The 15,271-nt window shown below is 69.0% G+C and carries 16 protein-coding genes; 7 read left to right on the plus strand and 9 right to left on the minus strand.

From position 1 onward, the window contains the following. The first annotated feature begins 4 nt into the window (after positions 1–4). From puhC to IGS68_RS17075, 7 genes are all read left to right on the plus strand, one after another. Positions 5–463, plus strand: coding sequence for a photosynthetic complex assembly protein PuhC (puhC, locus tag IGS68_RS17045; RefSeq protein ID WP_206379341.1), 459 nt, complete (start codon positions 5–7; stop codon positions 461–463). Then, on the plus strand, positions 460–762 hold the full coding sequence (locus IGS68_RS17050; RefSeq protein ID WP_247880934.1) for a hypothetical protein: 303 nt from the start codon (positions 460–462) through the stop codon (positions 760–762). Before puhC ends, IGS68_RS17050 begins: the two co-directional genes overlap by 4 nt. Continuing rightward, complete coding sequence (gene acsF, locus IGS68_RS17055; RefSeq protein ID WP_247880935.1) at positions 759–1,823, plus strand: magnesium-protoporphyrin IX monomethyl ester (oxidative) cyclase; 1,065 nt, start codon at positions 759–761, stop codon at positions 1,821–1,823. Before IGS68_RS17050 ends, acsF begins: the two co-directional genes overlap by 4 nt. A 29-nt stretch (positions 1,824–1,852) precedes the next feature. After that, positions 1,853–2,671, plus strand: coding sequence for a putative photosynthetic complex assembly protein PuhE (gene puhE, locus IGS68_RS17060; RefSeq protein WP_201071626.1), 819 nt, complete (start codon positions 1,853–1,855; stop codon positions 2,669–2,671). After that, the gene (hemA, locus tag IGS68_RS17065; protein WP_305800066.1) at positions 2,668–3,891 is read left to right on the plus strand and encodes a 5-aminolevulinate synthase; all 1,224 of its coding nucleotides are present in this window, start codon (positions 2,668–2,670) and stop codon (positions 3,889–3,891) included. The genes puhE and hemA overlap by 4 nt, the downstream gene beginning before the upstream one ends. A gap of 433 nt (positions 3,892–4,324) precedes the next feature. Further along, the gene (locus tag IGS68_RS17070) at positions 4,325–6,403 is read left to right on the plus strand and encodes a prolyl oligopeptidase family serine peptidase (protein ID WP_201071628.1); all 2,079 of its coding nucleotides are present in this window, start codon (positions 4,325–4,327) and stop codon (positions 6,401–6,403) included. Further along, positions 6,400–6,603, plus strand: a complete 204-nt coding sequence (locus IGS68_RS17075; RefSeq protein WP_201071630.1) for a type II toxin-antitoxin system VapB family antitoxin — start codon at positions 6,400–6,402, stop codon at positions 6,601–6,603. The genes IGS68_RS17070 and IGS68_RS17075 overlap by 4 nt, the downstream gene beginning before the upstream one ends. A 92-nt stretch (positions 6,604–6,695) precedes the next feature. On the opposite strand, the gene pufC is transcribed toward IGS68_RS17075, so the two are convergent. The 9 genes from pufC to bchC all read right to left on the minus strand — a co-directional run bounded on the left by pufC (position 6,696) and on the right by bchC (position 15,259). Continuing rightward, on the minus strand, positions 6,696–7,859 hold the full coding sequence (gene pufC / locus IGS68_RS17080; RefSeq protein WP_201071633.1) for a photosynthetic reaction center cytochrome PufC: 1,164 nt from the start codon (positions 7,857–7,859) through the stop codon (positions 6,696–6,698). After that, positions 7,856–8,833, minus strand: coding sequence for a photosynthetic reaction center subunit M (gene pufM, locus IGS68_RS17085; protein WP_201071636.1), 978 nt, complete (start codon positions 8,831–8,833; stop codon positions 7,856–7,858). Before pufM ends, pufC begins: the two co-directional genes overlap by 4 nt. Positions 8,834–8,843: 10 nt before the next feature. Then, on the minus strand, positions 8,844–9,668 hold the full coding sequence (gene pufL, locus IGS68_RS17090) for a photosynthetic reaction center subunit L (RefSeq protein WP_201071639.1): 825 nt from the start codon (positions 9,666–9,668) through the stop codon (positions 8,844–8,846). Between the two features lie 112 nt (positions 9,669–9,780). Further along, positions 9,781–9,972 carry a light-harvesting antenna LH1, alpha subunit gene (gene pufA / locus IGS68_RS17095; protein ID WP_158044755.1) on the minus strand — a complete coding sequence of 64 codons (192 nt, stop codon included), beginning with the start codon at positions 9,970–9,972 and terminating at the stop codon, positions 9,781–9,783. Between the two features lie 9 nt (positions 9,973–9,981). Next, positions 9,982–10,260 (minus strand): light-harvesting antenna LH1, beta subunit, encoded by a 279-nt coding sequence (gene pufB, locus IGS68_RS17100; protein WP_323374663.1) that lies wholly within the window; start codon positions 10,258–10,260, stop codon positions 9,982–9,984. Continuing rightward, a complete protein-coding gene (bchZ, locus tag IGS68_RS17105) occupies positions 10,261–11,829 on the minus strand; it encodes a chlorophyllide a reductase subunit Z (RefSeq protein WP_201071646.1) in 1,569 nt (522 codons plus the stop codon). Beyond that, positions 11,823–13,202 (minus strand): chlorophyllide a reductase subunit Y, encoded by a 1,380-nt coding sequence (bchY, locus tag IGS68_RS17110; protein WP_201071660.1) that lies wholly within the window; start codon positions 13,200–13,202, stop codon positions 11,823–11,825. The genes bchZ and bchY overlap by 7 nt, the downstream gene beginning before the upstream one ends. A 138-nt stretch (positions 13,203–13,340) precedes the next feature. Further along, positions 13,341–14,327, minus strand: a complete 987-nt coding sequence (locus tag IGS68_RS17115; protein ID WP_201071674.1) for a chlorophyllide a reductase iron protein subunit X — start codon at positions 14,325–14,327, stop codon at positions 13,341–13,343. Further along, on the minus strand, positions 14,324–15,259 hold the full coding sequence (gene bchC / locus IGS68_RS17120; protein WP_201071678.1) for a chlorophyll synthesis pathway protein BchC: 936 nt from the start codon (positions 15,257–15,259) through the stop codon (positions 14,324–14,326). Before bchC ends, IGS68_RS17115 begins: the two co-directional genes overlap by 4 nt. Positions 15,260–15,271 lie beyond the last annotated feature (12 nt).

Raw genomic sequence — 15,271 nt, forward strand, 5'->3', positions numbered from 1 at the left:
GGGCATGGACACCGGTCCGGCCGATCCCGTCTTCCCGCGCGGGGCGTTGATCGGGGCCGCCGCCCTGCTCGCCTTCACCGTGTCGGCGGCGACGGTCGCGCGGGTGAGCGGCCTCGGCACCGTCCAGATGCCCGAGGCGGCCTCGGTCGAAAGCCGGCAGCTCCGGTTCGAGGACAAGGCGGACGGCTCCATCGCCATCACCGACGCCCGCACCGGCCGGACCGCGGGCGTCGTGGAGCCCGGCACCAACGGCTTCGTGCGCGGCGCGCTGCGCGGCCTCGCCCGCGAACGCAAGCGCCAGGGCGTCGGCATCGAGCCGCCCTTCGTGCTGACGCGCTGGGCCGACGGGCGCCTGTCCCTGGACGATCCCGAGACCGGCAGGGTGATCAACCTGGAGGCTTTCGGCCCGACCAACGCCGAGGCCTTCGCGAACATGCTGAACGCTGGAGGAAGCAGGCCATGATGACAGCCTGGAGCGGCAGTCCCCGCACCGTCGAGGTGCCCTGCACCGTCGATATCGAGATCACCCCCGACAGCGTCCACGCCTATGTGGATCTCGACGGGATCGAGGTCGGACCGGGCGACGAGGTGATCGTCCACGACGCGCCCGCCGTGGTCCCGTTCGGCACCCAGCATTTCTACTACCGCCGGGCCACGGTGGTGCGCGCCGGTCCGATGGAACGCCTGCGCGCCCGGCTTGCGGGATATCTCGAACTGACCGAACTCTACGAAGTCGGATTTTCCGAAGGGAGGACGCAATGATCCCCATGGAAGGCGGCGGTGCGCCCAACACCAGCACGCGCATGGCCCAGGAGGACACGATCCTGAGCCCCCGCTTCTACACGACCGATTACGAGGCGATGGACAAGCTGGATGTCGGCGCCGTCCGCGCCGAGTGGGACACGGTCATGGCCGAGCTGCGCCGCGACGACAACCGGAAGCACTTCACCCGGACGCCGGAGTTCACCAACAACCTGGACGAGATGCCGGAAGGGCTGCGCAAGGAATTCGTCGATTTCCTGGTCAGCTCGCTGACGGCGGAGTTCTCCGGCTGCGTGCTCTACGCCGAGACCAAGAAGCGGGTCAAGAACCCGGACATCCAGGAACTGTTCGCCTTCATGGCCCGCGACGAATCCCGGCACGCCGGCTTCATCAACGACACGCTGAAGGATTTCGGCATCGGCGTGGACATGAGCTTCCTGACCAAGGCCAAGAAATACACCTATTTCAAGCCCAAGTTCATCTTCTACGCCACGTACCTGTCGGAGAAGATCGGCTATGCCCGCTACATCACGATCTATCGCCAGCTTGAGCGCAACCCGGACCGGCGGTTCCACCCGATCTTCAAGTTCTTCGAGAAGTGGTGCAACGACGAGTTCCGCCACGGCGAGGCCTTCGCCCTGCTGATGCGGGCCAACCCGTCGCTGCTGAGCGGCGGCAACAAGCTGTGGATCAAGTTCTTCCTGCTGGCGGTGTTCGCCACGATGTTCGTCCGGGACCATATGCGGCCGGAATTCCACAAGGCGCTGGGGCTCGACCCGACCGAGTACGACTTCACGGTGTTCCGCATCACGACGGAGATTTCCAAGCAGGTCTTCCCGCTGACCCTGGACCTCGACAATCCGAAGTTTCGAGCAGGTCTGGAGCGGCTGATCGAGATCTCGAACGCCCGCGCGGCTGCGGCGCGGCAGGGCGGCGTCGGCGGCAAGCTGAAGCGGGCGGCGCTGGGACTGGCGGGAGCGGCGACCTTCGCGCGGCTCTACATGCTGCCGGCCCGGTCCAACACGCTGCCCCGGGACATCCACCTGGCCCCGGCCTGGTAGAGCGGCCTGGTAGAGGGGAGGTCTCGCCCGTGTCCGAACATGCGCTCCCGGTGCTCTACACGCTGTTCCTGTGGTGGTTCAGCACGGGGCTGATCGTCTATCTCGACGGCTTGGCTCCCCGGACCTTCCGCTGGAGCCTGGCGGGCGCTGGGGCGCTGGCGGTCCTGGCCTTGTACGGGCTGGTGGCGAGCCGGTCGGATACCAGCGTTTCCGGCGCCTTCATCGCCTTCACCTGCGCGCTGGCGGTCTGGGGCTGGAACGAGATCAGCTTCCTGATGGGGCTGGTCACGGGGCCGCGCCGGATCGCCAGCCCGCCCGGGGCGACCGGCTGGCGGCACCTGCGGAACGCCGTCGCCGTGGTGGCCTACCACGAGGTTTCCATCGCGGCGTCGGCGGCCCTGATCGCGGCCCTGACCTGGGGCGGCGAGAACCAGATCGGGCTGTGGACCTTCCTGCTGCTCTGGGTCCTGCGGCTGAGCGCCAAGGTCAACGTCTTCCTGGGCGTGCCGAACCTGGGCCAGGAATTCCTGCCCGACCACCTGAAGTATCTGGCGACATATTTCCGCAAGCGGCCGATGAACGTCTTCTTTCCGGTATCGGTGACGGCATCGACCGTCGCCATGCTGCTGCTGATCCAGGCGGCGGGCGCGTCGGACGCCGACGGCTTCACCGCGGCGGGTTTCACCTTCCTCGCGACCCTGATGGCGCTGGCGCTGCTGGAGCACTGGCTGCTCGTGCTGCCGCTGCCCGCGGCGGCGCTGTGGTCCTGGTACCTGTCGGCCCGCGAGAGCGGCGTCACCCTGCCATCAGCGATCCCGACCCAGATTTCGACAAATCGGAGGCAATGATGAGTTTCGAATTCGAAGGCTATTTCCGCGACCAGCTCGACGGCCTCCGCAACGAGGGACGCTATCGTATCTTCGCCGAGCTGGAGCGGCGGGCCGGCGAGTTCCCCAAGGCGGCGCATTACGTCGACGGCGAGCGGGCCGGCACCGTGACCATCTGGTGCTCCAACGACTATCTCGGCATGGGCCAGCACCCCGCCGTGCTGTCCGCGATGCACGAGGCGATCGATCGCTGCGGCGCCGGGGCCGGCGGGACCCGCAACATCTCGGGCACCACCCACTACCATGTGCTGCTGGAGCGCGAGCTGGCCGACCTTCACGGGAAGGAATCAGCGCTGCTGTTCACCTCGGGCTACGTCTCCAACTGGGCGGCGCTGGGCACGCTGGCGTCGCGCATCCCCGGCTGCGTCGTGCTGTCGGACGCCGGCAACCATGCCTCCATGATCGAGGGCATCCGGCACAGCCGGGCCGAGCGGCACATCTTCGCCCACAACGATCCGGACGACCTGGACCGCCGGCTGTCGGCCCTGGACCCCGACGTGCCGAAGCTGGTGGCCTTCGAGTCCGTCTATTCCATGGACGGCGACATCGCCCCGATCGCCGAGCTGTGCGACGTGGCCGACGCCCACGGCGCCATGACCTACCTGGACGAGGTCCATGCGGTCGGGCTCTATGGCCCGCGCGGCGGCGGCATCGCCGAGCGGGAAGGCATCGCGCACCGGCTGACCGTGATCGAGGGAACGCTGGGCAAGGCCTTCGGCGTGGTCGGCGGCTATATCACCGCGTCGGCCTCGCTGTGCGACTTCGTCCGCAGCTTCTCCTCCGGCTTCATCTTCACCACCTCGCTGCCCCCGGCGGTGACCGCGGGAGCCCTCGCCAGCATCCGGCACCTGAAGGCCAGCGCCGCGGAGCGCCGACGCCACCAGGACCGCGTGGCGACGGTCCGCCGGAAGCTGGAGGCGGCCGGCATCCCGATGCTGGACAACCCAAGCCACATCGTGCCGGTGATGGTGCGCGACCCCGTGCTGTGCAAGCTGATCAGCGACACGCTGCTGGACCGCTTCGGCATCTATGTCCAGCCGATCAACTACCCGACCGTGGCGCGTGGAACGGAGCGCCTCCGCATCACCCCCTCGCCGCTCCACACCGACGCCGACATCGACCATCTGGTCAACGCGCTGTCGGCGATCTGGGCGGAGATCGGGCTTCGGCAGGCGGCTTGATCTGTACCCGATCAGGTCAATCCGCCCCGGGGCAGCCGATCAGATGCGTTGCGCCATGGGCGCAACCTACGATCGTCGGCCCGCATCACCTCCGCCATGCATCGAGCCGTAGGTTGCGCCCATGGCGCAACACGGTGCGGCGAGTGGAACAGCCGGCTGCGACGACCGGAGCGGTTCAACCTGATCGGGGACCGCTCCAGGCGCATTGACCTGCAGCGTTCCCCGGTGACCCCGGTCATTCAGCCTCAAGACCATCGAGAGATGGCCGACCCCGCGAAGGGTGATGACAAGCCTCGCGGGGTCGCAAATCGGCAGGCTTCGGCTGCGCCAGTGTCGGAAAGGACGCCTTCGAGCGCCCTTTCTTTTTGTTGCGCCCGCTACCCTCCTGCCGGATGCTCCCGATCTCCGACGAACCGATGCGAGAGTGACCGCCATGGCTGTTCCCGATCCGCGCCCGACCCTCGACGCGCCCGACGACGACCCGTACCTGTGGCTCGAAGAGGTCGACGGCCCCCGCGCGGTCGAGTGGGTGGAAGCACGGAACGCCGAGATCCTGGGGCGGTTCGGCGACGCGGCGTTCGAGCGGGACCGCGACGCGCTGGCGGCGATCCTGGACCGGCCGGACAATATCCCGTTCGTCGCGCGGCGCGGCGACAGGCTGTTCAATTTCTGGAAGGATGCCGCGAACCCGCGTGGACTCTGGCGGACCACCAGCCTGGAGAGCTACCGGACCGAGAAGCCCGAGTGGGACGTGCTGCTCGACCTCGACGACCTGTCGGAAGCCGAGAGCGAGGACTGGGTGTGGGGCGCGCCGGTCACCCTGCCCGGCAGCCATGACCTGGCGATCCTCAGCCTGTCGCGCGGCGGCGGCGACGCGACGGTGCTGCGGGAGTTCGACCTGGCGACCCGGAGCTTCGTGCCCGGCGGCTTCCACCTGGACGAGGCCAAGAGCGGGGCCGCCTGGCTCGACCGGGACACGCTGCTGATCTTCTCCTCCCTGGGCGAGGGCATGGCGACCCGCTCGGGCTATGGCAGGACGGTGCGGCTGTGGCGGCGCGGCACCGATCCCCTTGCGGCGCCGGTGATCTTCGAGACGACCGAGGACCGCATGAGCGTCTGGGGCGACGTCGAGCGCGACGCCGGCACGGAAACGCTCTGGTTCACCGAGCAGGTCGATTTCTTCAACGCGACCCAATGGATGGGCGACCGCACCGGCGCGAAAACGCGGCTCGACCTGCCGACCGACGCCTGGATCCAGTGGCACCGCGGCTGGCTGGTGGTGAAGCCGCGGGTTCCCTGGGAGGTCGGCGGCGCCACGCATGAGGCGGACAGCGTGCTTGCGATCCGGCTCAGTGACTTCCTTGGCGGAAGCCGGGAGTTCACGACCCTGTTCACCCCGGCGCCGCGCCGTTCGCTCCAGGGATTTTTCATGCCCGCCGGCCGGCTGGTGCTGTCGATCCTGGACGATCTGCGCCCGGTATTCGAAGCGTGGACGCCCCCTGCCCCGCCGGCTTCGGCCCCCTGGACCCACACGCGGATCACGGGGCTGCCCGATGTCGGCGTCGCCAGCGTCTGGCCCCTGGACGTGGAGGAGGATGAATCCAACGGCGACCTGCTGGCCAACGCCCAGGACCCGTTGACGCCGCAGTCCCTCTATCTTATCCGGCCGGACAAGGCGCCGGAACTGCTGAAGCGGGCGCCGCGCGCGTTCGATCCGGCGGGGCTGGTGGTGACCCGCCACGAGGCGGCGTCCGGCGACGGCACCCTGATCCCCTATTTCCAGGTCGGCCCGGCCGGCCAAACCGGGGAAGCGCCGGTCCATCTCTACGGGTACGGGGGCTTCGCCATCTCCATGCTGCCGTCCTACAACTCCGCGATCGGCAAGCTGTGGCTGGAGCGTGGGGGCACCAGCGTGATCGCCTGCATCCGGGGCGGCGGGGAGTTCGGCACGGCTTGGCACGAGGCCGGGCGGCGCGAGGGCAAGCGGCTGTCCCACGACGATTTCGCGGCGGTCGCGCAAGACTTGGTTCGGCGCGGCGTCACCCGGCCGGACCGCATCGCGGCGGAGGGCGGATCGAACGGCGGCATCCTGATCACCAACATGCTGACCCGCTACCCGGAGCGCTTCGGCGCCCTGTTCTGCACCATCCCGCTGATCGACATGCGGCGCTATTCGAAGCTCCTGGCGGGGGCGAGCTGGGTGGCCGAGTACGGCGACCCCGACGATCCGGCGGACTGGGAATTCCTCGGCTCCCTGTCGGCCTACCACACCGCCGAGCCGGGCAAGCCCTATCCGCCGATCCTGATCGCGACCAGCCGGCGCGACGACCGCGTCCATCCTGGCCATGCCCGCAAGATGGCGGCGAAGCTGCTGGCCATGGGCTACGACGCCCATTTCTACGAGCCGGCCGCCGGCGGCCACGGCTACGGCAAGGACAATTCGGAACGGGCATCCTTCACGGCGCTGGGCTACCGCTTCCTGCGCGATGCGATCGGCTGGGAGGGGGAATGAACGGGATGCGCCGCAGTACCGGTGAAGCTGTGACCATCGCGGTGCGCAAAGCGGCCGAGGAACGGCTTCAGCGTGTTCGGAACGACAGGTTCGGCAGGAGACTGGCCGATAAGTTGATGGAGATCGGCGCACGCTGCAGCGCTCTGCCGGACCTCGACACGAGAAGTGCCGAGGAGATCCTTGGCTATATCGATCCTTGATCGGGGGAGCCAAGTCATGCTCGAGCCACGATCCGTTCATTCCATTCACAAGGACGGAGGCCCGAACCTGGTTCGAGCCTCCGTAACCGCGGTTACTGCGCCGGCTGGCCGGAGGGCGGGGGCTGGCCCTCGGCTCCGGGAACCTGGGCCGGTCCCGGTTCGGGCACCGCCGCCGGGGCGGGTTCCACCGGCACGCCGGTGACGCCGCCCGCCACCTTGAGTTCCGGGTAGTCCTGCAGCATGCTGACGCCGAAGAAGGGCTTGTAGACGCCGGCGTGGCATGTGGTGCAGTTGACCTTGAGCGGATCGCCCAAGGGCCCGAGGCGGTGGCTCGGGAACACGCTCTGAAGGGGTTCGATATACTCCGCGTTGAGCTGGCGGACCATCTGGATGCCGTGCCAGGCTGTCGCCCGCGTCGGGGAGCTCTGCTCCCAGTCTCGGAAGGAGCGGCTGTTGTGGCAGTAGGTGCAGTTGACGCCCAATGATTGCGACATGTGCATCATCAGGCTGTAGGTCCATTCGGTCTCCTTGATCGAATGGCGGTTGCCCGACGGCAGGGCCGTGTCGGAATTGACCCGGATGCTGGCGTCCGTGCCGCCTCCCGTCAGGTAGGGCGTGAAGGGGTCGAACGGCAGCGACGACAGGCCGGCGGCGAGCGCAACCGTGTTCTGCCCGCCGGGGTTGCCCAGCACGCCCGGCGTATGGCGCGGGCCGGGGTCGTTGTACCACACGGCCGCCGGCACCGGCTGGCCGCGGTGGCAGGTGTAGCAGGTGACGCCGGTCTGGGCGACGTGGGGCTCCCAGTTGACGTTGATGTCGCGGGTCATCTGGAGCATGCGGCGGGCGACCACCTTGGTGTAGAGGCTGTCGGAGGACAGGTCCTCGCCTTCCGCGTGGCAATAGGCGCAGCCCTGCTCGGGAGAGACCCATTCCGTGATCGCGCTCATCACCCGGATGAACTGGGCGTCGGTCAGGTCGCCCAGCACCTGGACGTTCTGATAGATTTCCCGGGCGGGTTCGCTGTCGGGATCGGCCGGCTCCAGCGGTTCCGGCACCTGGTTGGCGGCGAGCTGCGCCTGCACCCGGTCGGGGTGGAAGGTCTGGACGATGCCGACGCCGCGGAATCCCTGCTGGACGGAATCGACCGGCGGGTATTCGATGGTGAACAGCATGCCCGCGCCGAACACCGCGACCGCGATGAGGCCGATGCGCAGGATCAGGTCCCAGAACGCTTCCCTGTCGGTGAGCTTGTTCATGGCTGCACCCCGGTCGCGAGGGCGGGATCGACGACCACCGGGAAGACCTGCGGATAGGCCGGTGCCAGGCCGTGCTTGACGCCCCACAGGTACCAGTTGTCGACGACGGTGCCGGTCAGCAGGATGCCGATGCCGCCGGTCAGCGGGCACAGCACCGCGAACCACCACGCCCAGCGATGGATCGACTCGGCCGTGGCGTTGAAGCCCATGGTCCAGCGCCAGAACAGGGCGCCGCGCTCGAACGCGGTGCCGCGGTCGGTGATCTGCTCGACCTCCCGCTCGCCGCCGAACCGGCTGATCGCCAGCACGGTGGCGCCGTGCATCGCGAACAGCAGCGTCGATCCGTAGAGGAAGACGATCGAGAGCATGTGGAACGGGTTGTAGAACAGGTTGCCGTAGCGGATCGAGAAGGCCGCCGTCCAGTCCAGGTGGGGAAAGATCCCGAACGGCACCGCCTCTCCCCAGCTTCCCATCAGCACGGGGCGGATCAGCCCCAGCACCAGGTACAGCCAGATCGCCGCGGCGAAGGCCCAGGAAACGTGGGTGCCCATGCCCAGCGCCCGCGCCCTGCGGTAGGTCCGGAGCCACCACAGCAGGATCGAGGTGGTCAGGAAGAAGCCGGTCATGATCCACCAGCCGCCCTGGGCCAGCGGCGGTATCCGCAGCCCGTAGCCCGGCGCCGGGGGCTCCAGCGCCAGCCAGGGCAACTGCCGGACGAACTGCACCGGGTCCCAGTTGACCGAGGCCCACATGTTCAACCCGATGATCTCGATCGCGATGATGCCGCACAGGATCGAGGCGAGCCCCGTCCAGCCCAGGTAGACCGGGCCGACCTGCGCGTCGCCGAAGCGGCCGAGCAGGTGGACGAAGCGGGGCTTCCAGGCACGGACCCACGGTCCCCGGGTCAGCGGCACGCCCGCATAGGCCGGACCGCGGACCTGAACCTGGGTGAAGATGTTCTGATATTCCGCCATCGCGGCCTCCTTAGCGCCAGATCGGCAGGTCGAGCCACCAGCTCCACCATTCCGGCCAGCCACGGGTCCAGAAGGGTCCGCTGATGATGATGCACACGGCGCTCCAGAACCCGGCGCTGAGCGCCAGGAACAGTCCCAGCCTGTGGATGCCCAGCGTTCCGATCGACCAGCCGATGGTGTCGCGGAAGAAGGTGTTCTCGTGCTCGGCGGTCTTGACGCGGTCGCCCTTGGGAGGGTTGGCCGCGGCCAGCACCAGGGAGCCGTGGAGCGACAGCGCGAAGGTGGTCGTGAAGAAGAAGGTCACGGCCAGCATGTGCGCCGGGTTGTAGTGGAAATGCAGGTACTGGTATCCCACGTTCGACACCCAGTCCAAGTGGCTCAGGATGCCGTAGGGGAAGCCGTGCCCCCAGGCGCCCAGCAGGACGGGGCGGATCACGACGAGCGAGATGTAGGCGAACACCGCGACGCCGAAGGCGACCGGCACATGCAGGCCCATGCCCAGCTTGCGCGCGATCTCGGCCTGGCGCAGCGCCCACGAGACGAAGGCGCCGATGGCGCAGATCGTGATGATCTGCCATAAGCCTCCTTCGCGCAGCGGTGCCGCTCCCAGCCCGTATTTCAGGTCCGGCGGCGCTATGTTGATCTGCCAGATGTTCCAGGTCGGCCCAATCGCCGCGCCGTAGAGGATCAGGCCCGTGCCGAGGATCGAAAAGAAGATCGTCGTGACACCGAAGAAGCCGACATAGAACGGCCCGACCCAGAAGTCGAAAAGATCGCCTCCGATCAGCGTCCCGCCGCGGACGCGGTACTTTTTCTCGAAATTCAGCATGGCCATGGTCGGATCCCCAATCAGGCGCTCCGGTCGGAAAACGCCAGCTCCACCCGCGGCAGGCGGGCCCGGGCCGCAGCCCGGTCCCACCCGCCGCTCCAGTCGATCGCCGAAGGCGTCAATTGGATCGTGGGAGGGGAGCCATCTGCTGACCCACGGCGCCGGCGCGGGCGGCGCCGGGGCCATCCAGCCAGTTGAAGCGATCAGTGCTGAGCAGGATGAAGTGGATCAGCAGGGCCAGGGCGAACAGGAACGTGAACAGGGCGATCAGCGTCCTGCGCGGATCGAAAAGCAACCATACGCGCCACATGACGGTCTCCTATGCGACGAAGGTCTTGAAGGATTCGAGCGCGACGGTCACGCCGTCGCGCAGGGTCCCGTCGATCAGGGACGAATAGCCCTGCTCTCCGGGCATCCAGGGACGCCACAGCCAGACGAGGATGTGGGCCAGCACGGCCACGCCGACGAAGATGGCGAAGCTCTGCATGAAGATCTTGTGGAACTCCCTCGCCTCCGGGTCGGTCAGCCCGGACAGCGACGCGTCGGGGGTTCCCCTCTCGCTGGGCGTGCGTCGTTCACCCATCGTGGTGTCGGACATTTATCTACCTCCTGATGAAAGCCGTTCGGCCGGTTCTGCGCGAGGACCGCGCGGCGGTCGCCGGACGTCTTGGGCGCCGGCGAATTCGGGTTCCCTCCGGGCGGAGGGGGAAATCGGCTGGACGATCTGCTCGTCCAGGGCGGCCTCGGCGACGCGCACCGCCGTGACGCGGTCCTCGGCGCGCCGGCGGGCATGGCGTTCGGCGGCGTCGCGCAGGCGCTTGGCGGCCGAGATGCGGATCAGCACGGGCTGCGCCTCGACCAGCCGGTCGAGGTCGGCCTTGGCGTCGTCGTCCCAGGGAAGCTCCGCTTCCAGCCTGGACGGCGTCGCTTCCACCCGGTCCATCTCGGCCGCGAGCGGCAGGATGTGGAAAAGCGCGTCGAACAGCGCGTTGCACACCTCCTGCACCAGCCAGGTGGCGCCGGCATAGCCCATGAAGGGCGTGCCGGTGTGCCGGCGGATGACGGCGCCGGGGAAGGAGGCGGGAATATAGACCGCCCTGCCCCCGGCCTCGCTGAGATACATGCGCTCGTTGTAGCTGCCGAACAGGACCAGCGGCGGGCGCGTCCGGACCAGGTCGCGGACCTCCTCGTTGTCGGTCTTGGCGCCCGCCCGCCGGGCCACAGCGAAGGTGCAGGGCAGGCCCATCTCCTCCTCCAGGAAGTGGCGCACGCCTCTCGCATAGGTCTCGTTGGCGACGATCCCGAAGCTGGCGGTGCCGAAGAAGTCCTGGGTGACCGAGCGCCACAGGTCCCAGACCGGCTTGATGGTGGTCTGCTTCTCCCGCTCGATGAAGGGTTCCGGGTCGATCTCCAGGATCTCGCCCAGCTTGCGAAGGAACCGGGTGGTCGAGTGCAGCCCGATCGGCGCCTGAAGGTAGGGCCGGTCCAGCGCCTCGCACAGCAGCCGGCCGAACTCGCGGTACAGGCAGACATTGGCGTCGGCCCGGGCCAGTTTGGGCACGTCGTCCAGGTGGCTGCCGAGCGGGAAGGTCAGGTTGACCTCGGCCCCGATGCCCTCGACCAGCCGGCGGACCTCGGCCAGGTCCGACCACATGTTGAAGGTGCCGTAGATCGGGCCGATGATGTTGACCCTCGGCTTCTCGCCCGGTTTGCGCGGCTTGGGCTTGGGAACCGCGCCGCGCTTCGGACCGAACTCGGTCCACAGCCAGTTCAGCGCGCGGTCGGCGCTCTGCCACTGGTCCTCGTCGATGGTGCGGGGCAGGAAGCGCTGGATGCCGGTGCCTTCCGGCGTCACGCCGCCGCCGATCATCTCGGCGATCGACCCGGTGACGACGACGCTGGGCCGCTTGGGGTCCAGCGTGCCGTGGGCCCGCTTCATGGCGCCCTCGGTGCCGTGGCGGCCCAACTCCTCCTCCTCCGCCAGGCCGGTCACGACGATCGGCAGCTCGTGGGGCGGCAGGGCGTCGGTATAGTGCAGGACCGCCGTGACCGGCAGGTTCTCGCAGCCGACGGGACCGTCGATGATCACCTGCAATCCCTTGATCGCGGTGAAGGCGTAGACGGCGCCCCAGTAGCCGCCGGCCCGGTCGTGGTCGAGGATCAGCATGATGCTGCCTCCCCGAAGAAGGCCCGCATCTCGTCGAAGCGCGCGGTGTTGGCGAGCGCCGCGTTGACCACCTGGGCCAGGGCGCCGGCGCCCGCGACGCCCATCAGCGGCCGGGCCGAGATCAGGTTGGTGAAGTAGAGCGCCGGGATCGCCATCTCCTTGGCGCGCTGGACAACCGGCGTGGTGCCGATCGCCAGGTCCGGCCGGAACTCCTTGAGGGCGGCCAGGTCGTGCTCCAGCGAGGCGCGGTACTGGACCATGACGCCGCGGGTTTCCAGCCAGTCGCGGTCGGCTTCCGACCAGGGGGTGCGCGGACAGGCGGTCCCGACATAGCGGACGTCGGCGCCGCTCTCGACCAGCAGGCGTGCGACCAGGAGTTCCGATCCCTCGTAGCCGGACAGCGTGATGCGTCCCCGGACGGGCGCGCGCTCGAACGCGCCGCGGATCGGCGGCAGCGCCCTGTCCTTGGCGGCGTCCACCATGGCGCGGGGCACGGCGAAGGCCGAGCCGACCGCCTCCAGCCAGGCGGCGGTGCCCTCGTAGCCGACCGGGGCGGAGCCCAGGACGGTGCGGCCCGCCGCCTCGAATTCGCGGATCGACGCGGTGTAGAACGGGTGGATCGCGGCCGCCGCCGGGCAGTCCAGGGCGGCGTACAGCTCCCGCCACTCCCGCGTCGGCACGACCGGGCCGGCGGCGAGGCCCATGGGCTCCAGCATCATGCCGATGCCGACCGGGTCGGCGGGAAACATCTCGCCCAGCAGCGCCAGGGCCGGCCGCTCCGTCCTGCCGGCGCGGGGCGCCTGGACGGGTCCCTGCTCCGCCTCCCGCCGGGCGTAGGCCAGCATGGCGCCGGCCAGCACGTCCTTGGCTTCCGCATGGGTCGGGACGCCGAAGCCCGGCACGTCGATGCCGATGATCCGGACGCCGTCGATCTCCTTCGGCAGCAGGCGCAGGGGCACGCCCGACGCGGTCGGGACGCACAGGTTGATGATCACGACGGCGTCGTAGAGATCGGGATCGGCCAGCTTGAACACCGCCTCGCGGATGTCCTCGAACAGCTTGCCGGTGACCAGCGTCTCGGAATTGAATGGCACGTAGCCGACCGTCCGGCGCGCCCCGTAGAAGTGCGAGGTGAAGGTCAGGCCGTAGACGCAGCAGGCCGAGCCGGACAGAACCGTCGCCGTGCGCCGCATCCGCAGCCCGACGCGCAGCGACCCGAAGGCCGGGCACATGCTCTGCGGCTGGTCGTGCGGCCCCAGGGGATAGTCGGCGGCGTAGCGCTCGATGGTTTCGTTCATCCCGGCGGCGCGGGCGGCCTCGCGGAGCTCCGCCTTGCCGCCGTGGCAGCCGGCCTCGATCGGAGCGGCGGTCATGGTGCGGCATCCTTGAAGACTGTCGGCAGGGACCGGGAAACTGGGGTCAGACCACCATTTCCCACCCGGTCTTGCCGGTGGCGAAGTTCCAGGGAAATGGTGGTCTGACCCCAGTTTCCCTCGCAGGCGGGAGCGCTCCTAGACATCGTCGTAGATCACTTCGAGGGACGGCTTGGTGACCGCCGCGACGCCGCACATGTCCTCCAGGGTCGCCGGCTCCAGCACCACGTCGCGGCCGACCGCGTCGCCCTTGAACAGTCCCAGCAGGCCGTCCTGGGTCAGCGGCTTGGGCCATTCGGGCGGCGCCCAGGCGACGTTGCGGGCCAGTTCCTCGAACAAGGGTCCCCAGCGGTCGCCCGGTCGGCCGACGATCTGGTAGTTGGCGCTCTTGCGCCTGATGTCGTCGTCGGCCGGGATCGAGGCGAGCACCTGGATGCCGACCGCCTCGGCGAAGGCCCGGGCCTCGCCGGTGCCGTCGTCCTTGTTGATGACCATGCCGGCGACGCCGACATTGCCGCCCATCTTGCGGAAATACTCGACCGCCGAGCAGACATTGTTGGCGACGTAGAGCGACTGCAGGTCGTTGGAGCCGACGACGATCACCTTCTGGCACATGTCGCGGGCGATCGGCAGGCCGAAGCCGCCGCACACCACGTCGCCCAGGAAGTCCAGCAGGACATAGTCGAAGCCCCAGTCGTGGAAGCCCAGCTTCTCCAGCAGCTCGAAGCCATGGATGATGCCCCGGCCGCCGCAGCCGCGCCCGACCTCCGGTCCCCCCAGTTCCATCGCGTAGACGCCGTCGCGCTTGAAGCAGACGTCGCCGACCTGGACCGGCTCGCCGCTCAGCTTCTTGCGGGTCGAGGTTTCCAGGATGGTCGGGCAGGCCCGGCCGCCGAACAGCAGCGAGGTGGTGTCGCTCTTGGGGTCGCAGCCGATCAGAAGGATCTTCTTGCCCTGCTGGGCGAACATGTAGGACAGGTTCGCCAGGGTGAAGCTCTTGCCGATGCCGCCCTTGCCGTAGATCGCGATGATCTGCGTCTCCTTGGTGGGCGGCGCCGTCGGAACCGGGTCGGGCTCGATCGAGGCCTCGGCCCGCAGGCGTTCCATCAGGGTCGTCTCGGTCATGAACGGCTTCTCCAATCCAGGATCATCTTCAGGCAGGCCGGATCGCCGAAGGCCGTCCGGTAGGCCTCCCCGGCCCGGCCCGCGTCCAGGCGGTGGGTGATCAGGCCGTCGAGCGAAAGCCGCCCGGTTTCGACCAGGTCCCTGACCTCCGGCAGGTCCGGCGGGGTCCATTCGGCGGCGATCCGGATGCGGGCCTCGCGCATGAAGGCGGGCGGAAAGGCGAAGGACAGCGGGGCGGCGTAGAAGCCGGCCAGGGTGACCTCGCCGCCGCGGGCCAGCCGTCCGATCAGGGCGTCGAGCAATGCACCGTCGCCGCTGACGTCGTAGACCGCTCGGTAGTCGTGGCGCGGGTCCTCCTCCGGATGGATCACCCGGTATCCCTCGGCGCCGGCGCAGCGGACCGGGTTGCGCTCCCACACGGTCGGCGGCTCGCCGCCGTTCGCCACGGCAAGGCGGGCCAGCAGCCGGCCGAGCACGCCGTGGCCGACGATCAGGTCGGGCAGCCGGCCGTCGGCGAGGGCATGGTGGGCGGTGGCGGCCAGCGCCAGCAGGACGGCCCGGTCGCCTAGCGTCTCGTCCACCGGCAGGACCCGGTCTCCCGCCGCGACCAGCCGCGCCGCGGCGCCGCCGAACAGCCCGCGGACCGGCCCGAAGCAGCGGGCGCCCGGCACGAACACCAACTCGCCCTCCCGCCGGCCGGAGGCGGCGCCCGCCCGGACGACGCGGCCCACGGGCTCGTATCCGGGAACCAGCGGGTAGCCCAGGCCTGGGAAGGCCGGCATGCGGCCCAGCCAGAGCAGGCGTTCCGTGCCCGTGCTGATGCCGCTCCACTGGACGTCCACGACCACGTCGCAGGCTTCGGGCGGCGAGAGGTCGAGCCTCCGCAGAGCGAGCCGTTCCGGCTCCTCGATCACGACTGCTAGCGTTTCCATCCCGGTCCCCGG

It is taken from the genome of Skermanella sp. TT6 (assembly GCF_016653635.2).
GTDB classification, from domain to species: Bacteria; Pseudomonadota; Alphaproteobacteria; order Azospirillales; family Azospirillaceae; genus Skermanella; species Skermanella cutis.

Bases quoted from the DNA above. Each gene is read 5' to 3' on its own strand.
- IGS68_RS17075 (WP_201071630.1), top strand. From the start codon at position 6,400: ATGAACGGGATGCGCCGCAGTACCGGTGAAGCTGTGACCATCGCGGTG.
- pufB (WP_323374663.1), bottom strand. From the start codon at position 10,260: ATGTCCGACACCACGATGGGTGAACGACGCACGCCCAGCGAGAGGGGA.
- bchC (WP_201071678.1), bottom strand. From the start codon at position 15,259: ATGGAAACGCTAGCAGTCGTGATCGAGGAGCCGGAACGGCTCGCTCTG.
- pufC (WP_201071633.1), bottom strand. From the start codon at position 7,859: ATGAACAAGCTCACCGACAGGGAAGCGTTCTGGGACCTGATCCTGCGC.
- pufL (WP_201071639.1), bottom strand. From the start codon at position 9,668: ATGGCCATGCTGAATTTCGAGAAAAAGTACCGCGTCCGCGGCGGGACG.
- puhC (WP_206379341.1), top strand. From the start codon at position 5: ATGGACACCGGTCCGGCCGATCCCGTCTTCCCGCGCGGGGCGTTGATC.
- IGS68_RS17115 (WP_201071674.1), bottom strand. From the start codon at position 14,327: ATGACCGAGACGACCCTGATGGAACGCCTGCGGGCCGAGGCCTCGATC.
- hemA (WP_305800066.1), top strand. From the start codon at position 2,668: ATGATGAGTTTCGAATTCGAAGGCTATTTCCGCGACCAGCTCGACGGC.
- IGS68_RS17050 (WP_247880934.1), top strand. From the start codon at position 460: ATGATGACAGCCTGGAGCGGCAGTCCCCGCACCGTCGAGGTGCCCTGC.
- pufA (WP_158044755.1), bottom strand. From the start codon at position 9,972: ATGTGGCGCGTATGGTTGCTTTTCGATCCGCGCAGGACGCTGATCGCC.
- IGS68_RS17070 (WP_201071628.1), top strand. From the start codon at position 4,325: ATGGCTGTTCCCGATCCGCGCCCGACCCTCGACGCGCCCGACGACGAC.
- bchY (WP_201071660.1), bottom strand. From the start codon at position 13,202: ATGACCGCCGCTCCGATCGAGGCCGGCTGCCACGGCGGCAAGGCGGAG.
- pufM (WP_201071636.1), bottom strand. From the start codon at position 8,833: ATGGCGGAATATCAGAACATCTTCACCCAGGTTCAGGTCCGCGGTCCG.
- bchZ (WP_201071646.1), bottom strand. From the start codon at position 11,829: ATGCTGATCCTCGACCACGACCGGGCCGGCGGCTACTGGGGCGCCGTC.
- acsF (WP_247880935.1), top strand. From the start codon at position 759: ATGATCCCCATGGAAGGCGGCGGTGCGCCCAACACCAGCACGCGCATG.